This is a genomic window from Mucilaginibacter gynuensis, assembly GCF_039541195.1.
GTDB classification, from domain to species: Bacteria; Bacteroidota; Bacteroidia; order Sphingobacteriales; family Sphingobacteriaceae; genus Mucilaginibacter; species Mucilaginibacter gynuensis.
The window spans coordinates 131,451-149,216 of the sequence record NZ_BAABFT010000003.1 but is presented as its reverse complement, the minus strand read 5'-3'; the positions used below and the strand labels follow the sequence as shown (position 1 = coordinate 149,216).

4 protein-coding genes are annotated in these 17,766 nt (G+C 46.8%); all 4 read right to left on the bottom strand.

All coding sequences use genetic code 11. The features are described from left to right. Nucleotides 1-4 precede the first annotated feature (4 nt). The 4 genes from ABD894_RS07085 to ABD894_RS07070 all read right to left on the bottom strand — a co-directional run bounded on the left by ABD894_RS07085 (nucleotide 5) and on the right by ABD894_RS07070 (nucleotide 17,761). The gene (locus ABD894_RS07085) at nucleotides 5-1,126 is read right to left on the bottom strand and encodes an XrtY-associated glycosyltransferase XYAG1 (RefSeq protein ID WP_345210303.1); all 1,122 of its coding nucleotides are present in this window, start codon (nucleotides 1,124-1,126) and stop codon (nucleotides 5-7) included. 56 nt (nucleotides 1,127-1,182) lie between these two features. Then, nucleotides 1,183-2,001 (bottom strand): glycosyltransferase family 2 protein, encoded by an 819-nt coding sequence (locus tag ABD894_RS07080; RefSeq protein ID WP_345210302.1) that lies wholly within the window; start codon nucleotides 1,999-2,001, stop codon nucleotides 1,183-1,185. Between the two features lie 83 nt (nucleotides 2,002-2,084). After that, the gene (locus ABD894_RS07075; RefSeq protein WP_345210301.1) at nucleotides 2,085-3,947 is read right to left on the bottom strand and encodes an ABC transporter ATP-binding protein; all 1,863 of its coding nucleotides are present in this window, start codon (nucleotides 3,945-3,947) and stop codon (nucleotides 2,085-2,087) included. Between the two features lie 32 nt (nucleotides 3,948-3,979). Continuing rightward, on the bottom strand, nucleotides 3,980-17,761 hold the full coding sequence (locus tag ABD894_RS07070) for a non-ribosomal peptide synthase/polyketide synthase (RefSeq protein ID WP_345210300.1): 13,782 nt from the start codon (nucleotides 17,759-17,761) through the stop codon (nucleotides 3,980-3,982). Nucleotides 17,762-17,766: the final 5 nt, after the last annotated feature.

Sequence of the window (17,766 nt, the reverse complement as noted above, 5' to 3'; positions counted from 1 at the left end):
ATCTTTATTTCTTGTACTCGGCAACGTACTGGTCAATAAGTACCTTTTCGCAAAAAGTTTCCTCTATGGTATCCCGGCCTGTGTTACGTATCAGCGTGCGTTTGGCTGTATCCAGATACGCAGCTTTCAATTGCGCGGCAATGCTATCCACATCGAGGGTACATGTCCAGCCCATATCTTTTTCCTTTACAAAATCGGCCAGACCAACATCTTCAGATATCAAAACCGGGGTGCCCATGTGCAGCGATTCGATGACCACGTTGGCAAAGTTTTCGTTCAAAGAGGTTAACACAAACAGGTCGGAGCGGTTCAATTCTTTAAACTTCTCTTCACGGTTCACCCAGCCCAGCCATTCTACTTTATCTTCAATATTCAATTCGGCAGTCAGCTTTTTCAGTTCGGCCATATAGTCATCATCGCCGCTGCCGGCTATTTTAAGCTTCACATTAAAATCAAGCTTAGCTATCGCCCTGAATAAATTTTCGAGCCCCTTTTTAGGGTGAACCCTCGACAGGAAGATCAGCGTAAAGGTATCGTTCACCCATTCGGTAATTGGCGCATCGGGCAGGGTGATAATATTGGGTAGCACAAAGCCTTCCCAGCCGGGTATAATTTCGCGGCACTCTACGTATTCAGATGGCGCGGTGGCATGCAAAACACACCTCTTTAAAATACCACGACCAATAAAATTATGTATCGCTTTTTTAAATATGCTTTTACCCGACGAAAATATGTACGGACTAAGCATTCCCCTTGGGGCAACAATTACTTTCGCTTTGCTTTTAAGCGCGATACGCGCGGCCATCACCACCAAAACATTCCACCAAGAGTGTACGTGTATCACATCATAATTACCGGCCGTTTTTTTCAGGTGCGACCATAGATCGGGGCTTACGTGGGTAGGGTCGCCGGTTATACGTTTAAAATAAATAACATTAACGCCGTCCACATCAACAGCAACACCGGGTACCACATCAAGTTCTTTATCGCCATTGGCTGTGGTTGCAAATACATCTACACTGTGCCCGGCCGCGGCAAGTCCTTCGCACAGGCGCGATACTGATTCTGTTGGACCACCATACCCGTAAGCAGGTTTATACGCGGGTATAATGTGTAATATTTTCATAAGGTGTATTAGGAGTGATTATTATAAATATAGAAGCGCTGCATTTCGGAGCGAAATTATTGATTTTGCAGCACCTTTTTAGGCTGTTCTTCTACCAGTTTTGATAGTTTTTCGTCCTCAATTAAGCGTAGCGCCAGTATTATTTCAACCATGGTTCTTTGCAGGGTATAGTGCCAGCCTACCCAGCCGTTAAAAATTAAGCGCTTAACAAACAGGCAATGGAAGAAAACCAGGAAAGGAGCCAGTACTTTTGTTTTGCGCAGCTTAGCGCTCAATGGTAACTTTTCGGTAGTTGGGGCTATCAATTTTTTGCTCTCTTTAATGGCATAACCATCCTGGTTTGATAACCAGCGAGACAGCGACTTACGGTCGTCATGCAAAATATACGACTTATAATTACCCGATTCGCCGTTGATAGCCAAACGTTGAGTATGTCCGTCATCAAAGTAGTTACACTTAGCCAAATCAAATAAAACAGGGCGTGGCGTGGTGTTATCTCCTAAAAGTTTTTGCCCGAAAACCAAGAACTTAAAGGTGGTTAGGTAAGCTACATATTTAGGGTCGGCGATAATGCTTTTTGTTTCGGCGATAAACTCGTCGGTTAAAACATAATCAGCATCAAGCGTAAGCGCCCATTTGCTTTTTAGCAGTGAAAGGCCGTAGTTCCACTGGTTGCCATGCGTATCAAAGCCACGCTGATAAACCTCAACGTTCGGATACGAAGCCGCAATTTCTAAGGTAGTATCGGTACTGTAGCTATCTAATATAACAACCCGTTCAAGCCAGGTTAATTTATCCAAAACGCGGGCTAAGTTGGGCTCTTCGTTCTTGGTTAAAATTAATGCGGTTAAAGAGGTGGATGCCGTTAATTCCATAAGTAAGTTTTATTGCTTTATATTCTGTTTTCTTTTAATCTGATGATGTATTGGCTCTTTTGGGGAAGTAATCCCCGCGAATACTATTTGTATCCTAATGCCTGTAGTTCAAACAATTCGGCATATCTGCCTTCCTGTTGTAAAAGCTCTTCGTGGCTGCCAATTTCAATGATCTCGCCGCGTTCCAGCACCACTATACGATCTGCCATGCGCACGGTTGAAAAACGGTGCGATATTAATACCGCCGTTTTCTTTTCGGTAATGGACGAAAAACGCTGAAACACTTCATATTCCGATCGTGCATCTAAGGCAGCGGTGGGCTCATCCAATATTACTATCTGCGAATCGCGCATGTAGGCCCTTGCAAGCGCCACCTTTTGCCATTCACCACCCGATAGCTCAAAGCCTTTATCAAAATAATGGCCGAGTATCTGGTCGTATTTTGCGGGCAAACGTTCAATTATGGTATCGGCCAAACTTTGGCGTGCCGCCTGCTCAATCAGTTCCCGGTTCTTCAGTTCGGCCAAATTACCTACAGCAATATTTTCGGCAGCGGTAAGTTGGTAGCGGATAAAATCCTGAAAAATAATCCCCATTTGCGCCCTGATATCGTTGATATTGTATTCCTTCAGATCGTAACCATCCAGCAAAATACGGCCTTCGGTAGGGTCGTAAAGGCGTACCAGCAGTTTAACCAACGTGGTTTTACCCGCACCGTTCTCCCCTACCAATGCCAGTTTCTCGCCTGGCCGAAGGGTAAAATTCAGGTGACGATTTGCCCACCTGTCCGAATTGATGTACTTAAAACCAACATTTTCAAAGGTAAACCCGGTAACAATAGGGCTCGGAAATGGCCGCGGATTTGGCGGAACCACTATGGAATGCTTTATCTCAAAGAAATCGAAAAAATCTGTTAAATAAATTGCTCCCTGGGCTACCGCGCTTAGGCGTTTGGCACTGCCCTGCACCAGTGAACCCAACTGCCTTATGGTACCTAATAGTAGGGTAAGATCGCCCACTGACAATTTACCTACCAGTACCTGCTCAACAATATAGATAAATACGCTGTAAAAGCCTAATGCCCCGGGTATATTTATCAACGAACTGATGATAGATTTTTTTACCCCGAACCTGCGCTTAGCTTTATAAAGGTTAACCGATATATTTTTGAAGCGCTGTATAAAGAAACCCGACAGGCTAAATAAACGCACTTCCTTAGCGGTATTATCGCTGGTGCCCGCAAGGGTCAGGTAATCAAGTTCGCGGCGGCCTTGGGTTTGGCTGCGTATAAGCGAATAGTTTTTGGCGTTAAAATAAAACTCACCAAATAGTGACGGCAGTATGGATATGGCCAGTACCGGGATAATCCACACGCTGAACATTACCAGCACGGCCAGTAGCGAAAGAATGGTAATGGTATCCTGAATCTGGCTGAACACATGGGTGAGCAGTATAGCCCTGCCGGTAGTTTGCTGCCGGGCACGTTCCAGTTTATCGTAAAACAAGGAGTTTTCAAACTGCACCAAATCAAGCGTTGCCGCATGCGCCATGATCATGTTGGTGGTATTATTGGTGAGTTTTTCGCCCAATAATTCATCAATCAACGAGGTGGCCTTGCTCATCACAATCAGCAATATCACCATGGCAAACTCAATAACAATGAGTTCCCACAGGTAATCGTGCGATATACTTTGATCGTGCGTGATCTTAATAGCCTCGTCGATAATTTGTTTACCAACGGTAAGCATAATAAGCGGAATAGCGGCCTGCAATATCCGGATGAACAGGTTAATAAAAGTTAACCTTGGGCTTACCTTCCAAACCAGTTTGAAAAAACGCGGCAGGTTACGGTACGATATCAGCCTATCCCGCATGGTTAGCCTGCCTGCCTTTTTACCCGGCGTATTTTTAGTATCAGGGGTATCCCCCTGCTCTTTCGTTTTCATAATACTAAACTGATAAATACACTTTTAATAAATTAAGCCTTAGCGCTTTCATCTAAATGCTGCTGTAATATCCGGCTAAATTCAAGTGCATTAATTTGCTCAAAAATAGTGGAGTGTTCTCCTTTTACTTCGTAGATCTCTACACCTGCCGCGTATTTTTTCCAGGCATGCTTATTGGTATAATCAATAGCTATCTCTTTGTATATCACCTTATTTATCTTATCAATAAAGAAATATTGCTGCAAAGCGTTAAACAATATAATGTTACCATTGAATGGCTTGATCACATAACCCTCAGCTGCCTTCTGAATTTTTGACGACATCTTATCAAACACTTCCTGATCCAAATTTTCAGGTTTCATGTCGGCATCTTTCAGTAAAGACCTAACCTTGCGGGCTTTGTACATAACTGCCTGCCTTGGGTGTTTTGTTAAAAGGAAGAGCTCAAATTTTATTTTTAATGAGAGTCCTAAAAACGATCTTTTAATTTTGGCGGGCAGGCCGTAAAATTCGCTCAATTTTGGTTGCGCAGTTACTGCTATTTCCTTCGCGTCGGCATCAAACATGGCCAGCATAGTTACCTCCTTGCCCATCGCCTGCAATTGGTTTGCCGCTTCAATAGCAATTAATCCACCCAAACAATGGCCCGATAAAGCGTATTTACCGTCAGGATTTTCGGCCAGTATAGCTTCAACATAACGTGCCGCGATGCCCTCTATCGTCTCCGGAAACTCATCCAGCTCCTTGATATTGGTTGGCTGTTGTAAGCCGTATACCGGTTGTTCCGGATCAAGCATACCCGCAAATTCCTTAAATTTAAAGGCCGTACCACCCGCACCGCAAATAATATACAGCGGTGTTTTACTCCCCGATTTTTTGATCGGGATAAGCGATTCTGATACTTTGGCGCTTTGCGTTTGTATTTTTTGGTAGATACCTTTGATGGTAGGATAAGTAAACAAATCCCTGATGGTAAACTCAATACCCAGCTCCTGCCTTATCAGCGATATTACACGCATAGCCAGCAGCGAGTGCCCGCCCAGTTCAAAGAAATTATCGTTAGTACCAATTTTCTCAACACCTAACAGCTCGCTCCAAATGGCCGCCAGTTTCTCTTCTATTTCGTACTCCGGCGCGCTGTAAGCATCTGTTTGCAAGGTACTCATATCCGGCGCACTTAAGGCACGCTTATCTACTTTACCATTGGTGGTGAGTTTAAAGCTTTCCTGCTCAACCCATAACTGCGGCACCATGTGTTCCGGCAAATGTATTTGCAGGTAAGCGATCAGCTTTTCTTTGCTGTAACCATCTGCCGGTATGGCATAACCTATCAGTCGTTTATTGCCTTGTACATCGGCAGCGGCTATTACAATGGTATGTTTCACCAGTCCGCTTTGCATTACGGCGCTTTCAATTTCGCCCAATTCAATCCGGAACCCGCGGATCTTCACCTGGTTATCAATACGGCCGGCATATTCAATATTACCATCGGGCAACCAGCGGCACATATCACCGGTGCGGTATAGCTTAGCGCCTTTTGTAGTATCAAACGGGTTGTCAATAAATTTTTCGGCAGTTAAGTCGGGGCGATTAAAATAACCTCGCCCAACCTGTATACCGCCTACGCATAATTCGCCATATATACCTACAGGCGTTAAACTCGAACCTTCATTCAGGATATAAACCTGCACATTATCAATAGGCTTACCTATTACAACGGTGCCATCTTCTTTAATCGGATCATCAGACAGGGTGGCGCACACTGTAATCTCCGTCGGGCCGTAGCCGTTGATCAGCCTGATACCCTGCGACTGAATATGCCTGCCGGTACGCTCGTTCAAGGCCTCACCTGCCGATATGATAGTTTTCAGCGTTCCCGATTTATTCTCAATAATTTGCTGGAATGATGGCGGGATAATGGCCAGTTCCACTTTATGCTTTTCGATGATTTTCTTAAATCCATCTACCGATAACAAGGTGTCCTTACGGCAAAGCACCAGGCTGCCACCGTTAGATAGTGTAGTGAAAATTTCCACACATGATGCATCGAAGCTGAAAGACGCGAACTGAAGCACCGGAGTGCCATGCCCAACATTTAGTATAACACCCTGCCCTAAAGCCAGATTAACCAAACCTTTATGCTCTATCATTACGCCCTTTGGCTTACCGGTAGAACCCGATGTGTAGATCACATAAGCCAGATTATTAGCCGCAGGTTTGGCGCTTAAGTTAGAGCTGCTTTCCTTTTGCAGTTCTTTGTCAAGCTCTTTGCTGCCAATTTCAACGATAGTACCGTTAAACGCGCTTAGCTTATCCCTGCTTTCCTTGCTGCTGACAATCAGGTTAGCACTGGTATCTTCCAGCATGTAAGCGATACGGTCTTCCGGATATTCCGGATCGATGGGTACATAAGCGGCACCGGCCTTTTGTATAGCCAGTATGCTGATGATCATCTCCATACCACGCTCAATGCACAAAGGCACCAGCGTTTCTGTAGTTACCCCATGCTTATTCAGGTAGCGCGCCAATTGGTTCGCTTTACTGTTCAGCTCGGCATAGGTCAACGTTTTCCCTTCAAATATCAGTGCTGTTGCACCCGGATATTTTTGTACCTGCGCTTCAAACAGTTCAGTAACGCTTTTATCCGTTGGATAATTTACTTCAGTAGCATTAAAGGTTTCAAGCTGTTCGGCTTTTTCAGCCGCTGTTAACAGGTTCAGTTTGCTAACCTGTTGTGAAGGATCGCTGATGATAGACGCGGCCAGTTCTTCATAATGACCTATCATTCTCGCTATTGTTGCGGCTTCGTACAGGTCGGTATTGTACTCGATGCCCCCGTAGATCTCACCGTTATGTTCGGTGAGTACCATGGTAAGGTCGAACTTGGTGGTACCGTTTGCTTCTTCCCTGTATTCCAGTTGCAATTCGTTCAATTCCAATGCAGGTATTTCAGGGGTATTCTGCAATACCAGCATCACCTGGAACAACGGGCTTCGGCTCATATCCCTGTCCTTCACCACGGCTTCTACCACCTTTTCAAATGGTACATCCTGGTGTTCGTAGGCCGCTAAGGTGGTTTGTTTTACCTTACCTAATAATTGAGTGAAAGATTCATTGCCTTTTACTTCATCGCGTAGGGCCAGCGTGTTTACAAAGAAACCGATCAGCCCTTCCAGTTCGCCCTGGTTACGGCCTGCTACCGGTGTACCCACGCAAATATCTTCCTGCCCGCTATAACGGTGCAGTAATACTTTGAATATCGACAGCGCTGTCATGTACAGCGTTACCCCTTGTTCACGGCTCAAGTCATGCAAGCTTTTACCCATACCGCTTTTCAAACGGAAGGATTGGCTTTGCCCTTTGGTGCTTTGCATCGCGGGGCGCTTATGGTCTGTTGGTAATTGCAGCGGGGCTACATCGTCCAGCTTTTCTCTCCAATAGTTCAGCTTTTGCTCCAGCGTTTCGCCCTGCAAATAATTTCTTTGCCATAAGGCATAGTCGGCGTATTGGATAGGCAGAACCGGCAGATCAGGTGCGGTTTGAGTTACCTCACTCCTGTAAAACTCCACAAATTCTTTTACCAATACCGAACCCGACCAGCCATCCGACGCGATGTGGTGCATGGTTACGATCAGCATGTATTCGTCAGCGCCTATTTCCAGCAGGTCGGCACGCAGCATGCTGTCACGGCCCAGATCAAATGGCCTGCTGATCAGCATCTGTATCAATGCGGTTAATTCCGCCTCGTTGGTAACATCGTCGCTGGCGCTGATCTCGTTTATAGTATAATAACCTAACGACCAGTTACCTTCGGGCAGTATCTGCTGATATCCCTTACCGTCAACTTCTGAGATCACCGTACGCAATACTTCATGGCGGTTCACTATCCCCCTGAAAGTATTTTCCAGTGCAGTTCTGTTAACTGTGCCTTTCAGGCGTAATACCGTTGGTAAATGGTACTGGATACTGCCTTGCAGCTTATCAATAAACCATAAACGTTCCTGGCTGAACGATAAAGGTATTTCAGCCGGTCGATTATCTACCGCTGTAATTTGCGGCAACAATGTTTTATTGCTTATATGGGTATTATCGTTGGTTGTATCGTCGTTTTCTGTTGTTGCTGTAAGAATACCTGCCGCTTCAATTTCTTGCAGCCTTGCGCTTAGCTCTGCCACGGTAGGATAATCGAACACATCGCTTATCGGCAATTCTGCCTGAAACGCGCGGCGCACCGCCGAAATCAATCGTACAGCCAGTAACGAGTGGCCGCCTAACTCAAAGAAGTTATCCGTACGGCCTATTTTTTCAATTTCGAGGATATCCTCCCAAATAGCGGTCAGTTCTACCTCTGTTTCATTTTCGGGTGCCTGGTAACCGCCGGTTTGCTGCTCTCCTTCCGGATCGGGCAATGCTTTGCGGTCTACCTTACCACTTGCTGTAAGCGGGATTTTTTCTATGGCTTGCAAGTATGCAGGTACCATGTAATCCGGCAATTGTTCCCTCAAATAATCTAATACCCTGCTCCGGTCGAAAGCGCCTTCGGCTACCACATAACCTGCCAGTTGCAGGTTGCCCTGCCTGTCTTCGCTACTGATAACTGCCGCCTGTTTCACCAGCGGACTACCCTCCAGTATCCGGCTGATCTCGCCCGGTTCCACACGGTAGCCACGGATCTTCACCTGATCGTCAATACGGCCAAGGTATTCTACATTGCCCTCCGCGTCAAAGCGTACCCTATCGCCTGTTTGGTAGAGTTTTGAGTTTGAATTTTCTGCAAATGGGTTATCTATGAATTTCTCTTTGGTAAGTTCCGTTCTGTTCAAATAACCTTTTGCTACACCTGTACCGCCAATAAGCAGCTGACCGGGAATACCCACAGGGCATAGTTCGCCCTCTTTGCTTAATATGTATATTTCGGTGTTTGAAAATGGTTTTCCTATCGGGATAACACCACTTTTTTGACCTGTGTATGTTGCCTCGTAAAGTAATTTACCAATGGTTGTTTCGGTTGGGCCGTAGTGGTTCACCACCCTGCAATCGCTGTAATTTTGTATGCGTTGTACCGCTTCCGCAGGTAAAGCTTCACCACCGAATATGATTAACTTCGACGGCAGCAAAGGCGCGCCCGGTTCAGGTGACAGTGCTTTCCAGTGCGATGGAACGATCTTGATACAATCTATCCGGTTATCTTCCACGTAGGCGTGCATATCTTCGATATGGCTTGCCTTCGCTTTTGAAAACACGTGCAGCTCACCGCCGTACAGCAACGAACCGTACAATACCGTATTGCCCAGATCGGTTGACATACTGCTTACTATACCAAACCTGCGGCAGCTGCTGATGTTTATCTGCGCGTCCAGTCCGTATACATAATCTGTAAGATTGCGATGGCTAATTTCTACGCCTTTAGGTTTGCCTGTTGAACCCGATGTGTAGATCACATAGGCCAGGTTATCCGGATTGGTCACCGCTTCAGGGTTGGCATCGCTTTCCAGCGATAACTCCCAATCCAGTTCATCCAATGCGGCTACTTTCAGGTTGTCATCTAAGTCTGCCAATTGATCGGAATACCTACCCTGGCTTACCGCGTGTTTAGCGCCGGTGTCTTCCAGCAAGTAGCTTAACCTGTCCTGCGGGGTATCGGCATCAACAGGCACATAAGCGCCGCCGGCCTTTAAAATACCGAAGATACCGGTTACCTGATCAATGCCCCTATCCATGTACAACAATACCGGCTGATCGGCTTTTACACCCTGCCTTTTCAGATAATGGGCAAGCTGGTTAGCTTTTGCATTCAGTTCTGCGTAAGTAAGTTTCTTTCCTTCAAATACAACAGCAGTAGCGGTTGGATTCTTAACTACCTGCTTCTCAAAAAGATCTGTTACCGTCAGCGTATCCGGGTAGCTTACTGTGCTTTTGCCTTGTGTAAGCAGTTGTTGCTCTTCTGTTTCGCTTAGCAATTGCAGTTTGCCTACCAAAGCGGTTGGGCTTTGCAACACCGACTTGATCAGCTGTTGAAAATGTTCCGTCATGCGGGCTATACGTGCATGCTCGTAAACATCTGTATTGTATTGTACCGCGAAGCGTAACCCGTCTTTGGTTTCTGTTACAAAAAACGTCAGATCGAACTTTACCGTAGTTTGCTCATAGCTATAGCCCGACAGTTCCAAACCGCCAAGCTTTACTTCGGGTACTTCAGGGGTATTGCCCAGCACCAGCATTACCTGGAACAGCGGGCTCCTGCTTTTATCTCTTTCTTTTACTACCGTTTCTACTACTTTTTCAAACGGTACATCCTGATGCTCATAAGCACCCAGCGTAGTTTGTTTTACTTTTTTCAGCAGTTCGGTGAATGTTTCTTCACCTTTTACTTCGTCCCTTAAGGCCAGTGTATTTACGAAGAAGCCGATCAGTCCTTCCAGTTCCTGACGTGGCCTGCCTGCTATCGAGGTGCCTACGCAGATGTCTTCCTGTCCGCTGTAGCGGTAAAGCAGCACTTTGAATACCGATAGCAAGGTCATGTACAAAGTTACACCCTGTTCCCTGCTTAGGGTCTGCAGGCCTTTGCCTATTTCGGTATCCATACTGAACAGCAATGTGCTGCCTTTGGTACCTTGTACGGCCGGGCGGGTATGGTCCGCCGGTAGTTGCAGCGGGGCTACATCGTCCAGCTTTTCTTTCCAGTAGTTCAGTTTTTCGTCCAGCAGCTCTTCTTTCAGGTAACCTCTTTGCCATAGGGCATAGTCGGCGTATTGTACCGGTAGCTCGGGCAGGTTGGCCTGCTCGCCTGTGGTATATTCTTTGTACAGCGCTGCCACTTCGTTCACCACTACCGGCATCGACCAGGCATCCGATGCGATATGGTGCATCGTTACAACTAAAATATGTTCAGTCTCACTGATCTCCAGCAATGCCGCGCGCAGCATGTGGTCTTCGGTCAGCACAAACGGTTTATTGATCAGCGACTGGATGATTTCCCTTAGTTCCGCTTCGCTTTGATCAGCAACTTGCAGTTCTTCTATCTTCCAGTTGTCCTCCGCTTTTATTTCCTGGTAGCCCCTGCCGCCTTTTTCCGTCATCACCGTACGCAATACTTCGTGACGGTTAACAATGGTTTGGAAGGTTTTTGCAAGGGCAGCTTTATTCACCTCGCCTTTCAGGCGGAATACCGCCGGTACGTGATATTGTACACTGCCTTCCAGCCTGTCTATAAACCATAACCGCTCCTGCGCAAACGATAAGGGCAGGTCTTCGGGGCGATTGTTTGCCGAAATTTCGGGCAGGTTCGCAGTCGCTTCTATACCCGATGCCTTCGCTACCAACATATTGCTCAACGCGGCAATGGTTGGGTTGGTAAACAGTTCGCGCACGCTCAGATCGATACCGGTTTGTGTACGAATCTGCGAGAGCAAACGCATGGCCAATAAAGAATGCCCGCCCAGCTCGAAGAAATTATCGGTAGTACCTATTTTGTCTTTGCCTAAAAGTTCGGTCCAAATCGCTGCCAGCTTTTCTTCGGTTTCATTCTCCGGTGCATGGTATTGCGCGGATTGAACATCGCTCATATCCGGCGCTTTTAACGCGCGTTTATCTACCTTTCCGCTTGGGGTAAGGGTGAAACTTTCTTGCTCAACCCATAGCTGCGGCACCATATATTCGGGCAGTACGCTATGCAGGTATGCTGTTACTTTTTCTTTGGCGTAGCCATCTTGCGGAATCACATACGCTATCAGGCGTTTGCTGCCACGTTCGTCGGTACCGGCAATTACAACGGCTTGTTTTACCAAACCACTTTGCTGTATGGCAGTTTCTACCTCACCCGGCTCAATCCTATAACCACGAATTTTCACCTGGTCATCTTTACGACCGGCGTATTCTATATTACCATCGGGCAGTAAACGGCACAAGTCACCCGTGCGGTATAACCTCGCGGCAGGATCATCACTGAAAGGATCGGCTATGAACTTTTCGGCAGTCAGTTCAGGCCGGTTAAAATAACCTCGTGCTACCTGCGCGCCGCCAATGCACAGCTCGCCCAGTACCCCTGCCGGGGCTAAGGCTGCTGTATCATTTAATATATAAACCTGCGTATTGCTTACCGGTTTACCGATAAGCGAGGCTTTGTTAACATCGTCAATTTTATAATAAGTGGCGCATACCGTCGTTTCGCTCGGACCATAGGTGTTTACCACCTGCACGCCCGGGAAAATATTGCTGATATAAGTCGGTGGCAATACCTCGCCCCCGCTGATAATATAGCGCAGGTTTGGCGCAGATCCCCATTCGCGGTTCAACCATTCTATTACGCTCGGCGTGGTGCTGAGTATGCTTACATTTTCGTTTTGCAGAAAATGCTGTATCGCGTCGATATCCTTACCGCCCTCTTTAACAATGATGAGTTTGGCACCCGAAATTAAGGCCGGGTAAACTTCCTCACACATGGTATCAAACGAGATAGACGATTGCTGCAAAACAACATCGGCGGCAGTTATATCGAAATAAGCTTTGAAACCTAAGCTATAGTTCAGCAGGTTTTGATGTTCTATCATCACCCCTTTCGGTTTCCCGGTTGAGCCTGATGTGTAGATCACATACGCTAAGTTATCCAACTTTGCTGATACCGGCAGGTTCTCTTTGCTTTCTGCCAGTAGTTCATCGCTGATGTTTCTATTGTTCAGGTCGATGACAGTTCCACCAAATGTGCCCAGCTTACTGCTTTCAACATTGCTGATTAATAATTTCGCGTTGGTATCGGCCAGCATGTAGGCGATACGGTCTTCAGGATATTCGGCATCAACCGGAACATAAGCCCCGCCTGATTTTAATACAGCCAAAATGCTGATGATCATCCCGAAACCACGCTCTACGCATACAGGCACCAAAGTTTCGGCGGTTACGCCTTGCTTTTGCAGGTAACGGGCTAATTGGTTAGCGCTTTCGTTGAGTTGCTTGTAGCTTAACTCTTCGCCCTCAAATACCAGCGCTGTGGCATCCGGCGTTTTGTCTGCCTGTATTTCAAACAGTTGGGCTATATTTTTATCGGTAGCGTAAGCGGCTTCAGTCGAGTTAAGTTCAGTCAATTGCTGACCGATCTCCATCTCGCTTAATAAGCTTAGCTTTCCTACCAGTTCTTCGGGGTTTAATACTACCGAGCTGATCAGTTCCTGGTAATGGCCGATCATTTTCTCAATCGTATCCCGGTTGTACAGGTCGGTATTGTATTCTATACCGCCATAGATCTCGTCGCCACGTTCGGCAAGGAACATCGAAAGATCGTAGTTGGCCGTGCTGCGTGTTTCAGCGATAGGCTCCAGTTCCAAATCGCCCAGTTGAAGCGCAGGCACATCAGGCGTGTTCTGCAATACCAGCATCACCTGGAACAGCGGGCTACGGCTCATATCCCTATCTTTCACAACGGCTTCCACTACCTTTTCAAACGGTACATCCTGGTGCTCATAAGCTTCCAGCGTAGTTTGTTTTACCGCGCCGAGCAATTGCACAAAGCTCATTTCGCTTTTTACCTCATCGCGCAGCGCGAGTGTATTGATCAAGAAACCGATCAGGCCCTCCAGTTCGCCTTGGCTACGACCGGCCACCGGCGTACCCACGCAAATATCCTGCTGACCGCTATAGCGATGCAGCAATACTTTGAGTACCGATAACAAGGTCATGTACAGGGTAGCGCCTTGCTTGCGGCCTAACCCATGGAGGGCTTTGCTTAATTCGGCATCTAACTGAAAATTAACCGAACTGCCATTGGTGCTTTGCACCGCCGGGCGCGGGCGATCAGTGATGATTTGCAGCGGGGCTACATCATCCAGTTTTTCTTTCCAGTAGCTTAGTTTTTTATCCAGCACTTCGCCTTGCAGGTACGCGCGTTGCCACAGGGCATAATCGGCGTATTGTACCGGCAGTGCGGGTAATTGAGCAATAGTGCCGTTTATTTCACTACGATATAGCTCTACAAATTCGCGCACCATAACCGAAACCGACCAGCCATCCGACGCGATGTGGTGCATGGTTACGATCAGGATATTTTCCTCGTCACTTATTTCTATCAACCCGGCCCGCAGCATGCTGTCGGTACCCAGATCGAATGGCGCGTTGATGGCGTTTTGTATGTCTTCTTTCAGTTCGGTTTCGCTGATGCCGCTTGCCTTGCTGGTTATTAGTTTCCAGTTACCCGGTGCTTGTATCTGCTGATAACCAAGCCCGTCCTTTTCGGCAATTACGGTACGCAATACTTCGTGGCGATTTACAATCGCTTTAAAAGTATTTTCCAGCGCGGTTTTATTCAGGGTGCCTTTCAGGCGAAAAACAGCCGGTATATGGTATTGCAGGCTGCCTTCCAGTTTATCAATAAACCACAGGCGTTCCTGCGCGAAAGACAACGGAATTTCAGTGGGACGAGATGCCACGGTTATCGGCGGCAATATATTGGCCTCCGCTTCTTCGTCTTGGTTCAGGATCCTTTTGCTTAGTGTGGCAACGGTAGGGTGCGTAAACAATTCGCGAACAACCAGTTCTTTGCCCAATTGCAGCCTGATCTGCGAGATAACACGAATGGCCAGCAATGAATGTCCGCCCAAATCAAAAAAGTTATCATCAATACCAATTTGCTTAACGCCTAAAAGCTCGCTCCATATCGCAGCAAGCTTCTCCTCGGTTTCGTTCGACGGGGCACGGTAAATACCTGCCTGGCTACCCGTTAAATCCGGCGCTTTTAGCGCACGTTTATCTATCTTACCATTTGGGGTAAGTTTAAATACTGTTTCTTCAACCCACAGTTGCGGCACCATGTATTCGGGCAGCACGCTTTGCAGGTAGGCTATCAGTTTATCTTTACTATAATCAGCATCGGGCACGGCATAACCTATAAGGCGTTTGCTGCCCTGTGCATCATTAGCGGCAATTACCACGGCTTGTTTCACCAAACCGCTTTGTTGTGCTACGCTCTCAATCTCACCCAGTTCAATACGGTAACCACGAATCTTTACCTGGTCATCCTTACGGCCCGAGTATTCGATATTTCCATCGGGCAGCCAGCGGCAAAGGTCGCCAGTGCGGTATAGTTCGGTGCTACCAGTTTCATCAAACGGATTAGCGATAAATCTTTCGGCAGTAAGTTCGGCACGGTTGAGGTAACCACGGGCTACCTGTACGCCGCCAATGCATAGTTCGCCAAATACACCTACAGGTGTTACAGCAAAGCTATCGTTAAGTATAAAAAGCTGCGTATTACTTACCGGTTTACCTATAGGCACCAGGTCAATAGCTTCGTTTTTATCGGTATCGCTCCAATAAGTTACGTCGATAGCGGCCTCGGTTGGGCCATATAAGTTATGGATAGTTGCGTTCGGCAGTTTGGTACGGAACAATTGTACCTGCGCGGCATTCAAAGCCTCGCCACTGCATAACACGTTTTTAAGGCTTTTACAATCGCCTGCCTCTACATCGGGTAAAAAAGCGCTCAACATTGATGGCACAAAGTGCATCAGCGTGATCTGCTCGTTATCAATCACCTCTTTCAGGTAAGCGCTATCAGCCTGACCGCCCGGTTTAGCGAATACCAGTTTAGCGCCGGTGATTATTGGCCATAAAAGTTCCCATACCGATACGTCGAAACAAAAGGTGGTCTTTTGCAGGACGGCATCCGCGGCTGTCAGCTTAAAATAATCCTGGGTCCATTTTAAGCGGTTCACCACACCTTTATGCTCGTTCATTACCCCTTTGGGCTTACCTGTTGAGCCTGATGTGTAGATCACATAGGCCAGGCTATCAGGGGCTGCTTTTTCGGGCAGGTCTTCAGTGCTTTCCGTATTGAGTATGGCGATAATTTCACTGTTATCCAGTTCAATTACCGTACCTGCGAAGCCGCTTATTTTAGTGCTGCTTTCGGCATTAGTTAATAGCAGCGCAGCGCCGGTATCTTCCAGCATATAATTGATACGCTCCTGCGGGTATTCGGGATCGATAGGCACATAAGCGCCACCGGCTTTTAGTATAGCCAGTATGGCGGTGATCATATCGAAACCACGCTCTAAACAAAGCGGCACCAACGTTTCGGCCTTTACACCCTGCTTTTGCAGATGGCGGGCCAGTTGGTTAGCACGTTTATCAAGTTCGGTATAGCTTAATTGCTCCCCTTCAAATACAATCGCGGTAGCATCGGGGCTTTGCCTTACCTGCTCTTCAAACAGTTCGGCAAGGTTTTTTGTCAGATCATAATCTACTGCCGTATTATTAAAATCTTCAAATACGGTGTTGTGCTGGGCAGGTGTAAGCAGTGCTACATCGCTCCAGTTTGTTACGGCATTGCCGGTAATTTGGTGTAAAACATGTACGAACTGCGCCAATACATTTTCGGTATAGGCAGTATCAAACAGGTTGGTATTATAATTAAAAGTAATTGTTATATCATCGGCATCGGCTATTAAAATACTTAAAGGATAGTTGGTTTGTTCGTGAACATGGATATTGCTTACCTGTAACGACCACGCGCGTGAAGCTACCAGTTTGCTCACCGGGTAATTTTCGAACACAAGGATACTGTCGAACAGGTCGACTTTGATGCCTGTCCACTGTTTTATTTGTTGCAGGGAGGTGTACTGATGATCGCGCGCGGTAATTTGCTCGGCCTGTAACTGTTGCAGGTAGCTTACCACCACGGCGCTATTATTCAACTCCGACCGGAAAGGCAGGGTATTGATATACATCCCCACACGCTGCTCAACATGAGGCAACGAATCGGGCCGGCCAGACACAACAACGCCGTATACGATAGCGGGATCGTTAGTGTACTGATGCAACAAAAACGCCCAAACGCCCTGCATGAGGGTATTGACCGTTAAGCGATGCCGTTTAGCAAAATCATGAATTTGAGCCGAATGCGCAGCATCCAGCACCTCAATTAACGAACTGAAACCGCCCGCCGTATCATTTACCCGCTTAACAGCGCTAATGAAAGGCAAGTTAGTACCCTGCGTAATATTTTGCAGATAGGTACGCCAGTATTGCTCTTCGGCTTCCTTATCGCGGCGTTCTAAAAAGCGGATGTAATCTTCATACTTATCTTCGGGCTGCACCTCCATACGCTGATCATTGATGATCATTTCGTAGGTGTTTAAAAACTCGCCCATCAGCACCGGTAACGACCAGCCATCAAACAAAATATGGTGCGAGCTCCACAGCATGCGGTACCGGCCTTCTTCCAAACGGAAAATTGCCAGTCGCATCAGCGGCGGCTTTTTAAAGTCGAACCCTTTCTTCCTGTCGGCGGCTACGTAGTTATCAAAAGCTTCCTGCGCGGCGGCGGCATCCAGTTCGCGGTAATCTAATACCTCTACCGGAAGCGTTACCTCATTGTATACGCATTGCACGGGGATGCTAAACTCATCGTAAAAGAAACCGCTGCGCAATATGCTGTGCTGTTTAATAATGGCAGCCCAGCTCGCGGTAAGCACATCCACATCCAGATCGACGAGATCGCAGGTGAACTGCTCAATGTAGTTACCCGAGCCATTATCGTAAAGGCTGTGAAATAACATGCCCTCCTGCAAACCGCTTAAACGGTATATGGCAGAAATATCTTTTGACTTTACCGCCGATGGTAATTTAGACAGTGCAGATATATATTCAACTAATGCATCCCTATGAGTTTTGATATAATTAATAACATCTTTGTTACTTGTTATTAATTTGATTTCATCTTCAGTAACTTTACTTTTATTAGCCCTTAAATTGAGTTTTCCATTATCAACAGATAATGAAAAGTTCTTTTCCCCAAGGTTTGATAAAAACTCCTTTATTTCCATAAACC

What these genes read in the sequence shown, in the direction of transcription:
- ABD894_RS07070 (WP_345210300.1), bottom strand. Translation starts at nt 17,761, where the DNA reads ATGGAAATAAAGGAGTTTTTATCAAACCTTGGGGAAAAGAACTTTTCA.
- ABD894_RS07085 (WP_345210303.1), bottom strand. Translation starts at nt 1,126, where the DNA reads ATGAAAATATTACACATTATACCCGCGTATAAACCTGCTTACGGGTAT.
- ABD894_RS07075 (WP_345210301.1), bottom strand. Translation starts at nt 3,947, where the DNA reads ATGAAAACGAAAGAGCAGGGGGATACCCCTGATACTAAAAATACGCCG.
- ABD894_RS07080 (WP_345210302.1), bottom strand. Translation starts at nt 2,001, where the DNA reads ATGGAATTAACGGCATCCACCTCTTTAACCGCATTAATTTTAACCAAG.